The organism is Planomonospora algeriensis (assembly GCF_977012225.1).
The window spans coordinates 1-1,297 of the sequence record NZ_CDRNDK010000871.1; the positions used below are offsets into that span (position 1 = coordinate 1).

Genomic DNA, 1,297 nt, shown 5'->3' on the forward strand with positions numbered 1-1,297 from the left:
TCGGTTCTCCCCAGATGCGATTCAAGAGAGGGCTCAAGCCTAATGTTCAAGAAGCTACCCGGCGACCAGGTCTCCGGCCTGGTCTCCACGACTCCTGACACCGCCGTGGTGTTCCGCCCGGCCGTCGTCCAGACCCCGGTCGTCGTCACGATCGCAATCTTCATTGGCCGCCTGATCGCCGGGCTCGTCCGGCTCGTCTGGCGGCACCCCGTCGCCGTGGCCCTGGCCGTCGCTCCTGTCACCATCGCCTGGCTGTACGGCTGGCGCGTCGCCCTGGTCGCCGTCACCGTCCCCGTCTCCGTCGTCGTGCCGTGGGCGCTGTTCGACCGGGACTCGTTCAACGTCTGGATCGGCTGGCGGCTGCTGGCCTGGTGGCGGCTGCTCTGGGTCTACCGGCGGCACTGGCAACCGGTGATGATCGTCTCCGGGCTCGGCCGTCACCTGCACGGCCGGGACTACCTGCCCCGCATCCTGCACGTCCGCTGCACCTCCTGGGCCGACGTGGTCACGGTCAAGATGCTCGCCGGGCAGTCGGTCAAGGACTGGGCCGACCGGCTCGACCACCTCGCCCACGGCTTCGGCGCCACTTCCTGCCGGGTCGCGGTCGCCCGTGCGGGCCGCCTGCTGGTGACCTTCCCCCGGCGTGATCCGCTGGCCGTCCCGCTGCCGGCCGTTCCCGTTCCGGACGGGGCGTCGGTGGGGCCGGTCGAGGTCGGCATACGGGAGGACGGCAGGCCGTACCGGCTCGCGCTGCACGGCACCCACGTCCTCGTCGCGGGCGCGACCGGGGCCGGGAAGGGCTCGTTCCTGTGGTCGGTCGTTCGGGGCCTGATCCCGGCGGTCCTGGCCGGCCTGGTCGAGATCTGGGCGCTGGATCCCAAGCTCATGGAGCTGTCCTTCGGCCGGTCGATCTTCGGGGACCGCTACGCCGCCGATCCGGCCGCATGCGCCGATCTGCTGGATGACGCGGTCAAGGTCATGCAGGAGCGCGCGGGACGGTTCGCCGGGGTCCGGCGTTCCCACGTTCCGACCGTGGAGGACCCGTTCGTCCTGGTGCTCGTCGACGAGGTCGCGTTCCTGACCGCCTACCAGTCCGACCGGGCCCTGAAGCAGCGCATCTCCGCCGCGCTGGCCACGCTCACCACGCAGGGCCGGGCGGTCGGCGTCGGGGTCATGGCGGCGCTCCAGGACCCGCGCAAGGAGGTCATGAACATCCGCAACCTGTTCCCGGACAAGATCGCACTCCGGCTCGACGAGTCCGAACAGGTGGACATGGTCCTCGGCGACGGTGCCCGCG

Annotated in this window: 1 protein-coding gene; it reads left to right on the plus strand. The window is 70.9% G+C overall.

The genetic code is table 11. The annotated features are described in order from the left end of the window. Window positions 1-42: 42 nt before the first annotated feature. Window positions 43-1,297, plus strand: a 1,255-nt coding sequence (locus ACWJ6R_RS36520) for an FtsK/SpoIIIE domain-containing protein (protein WP_449066574.1), incomplete at its 3' end; no start/stop codon positions are given.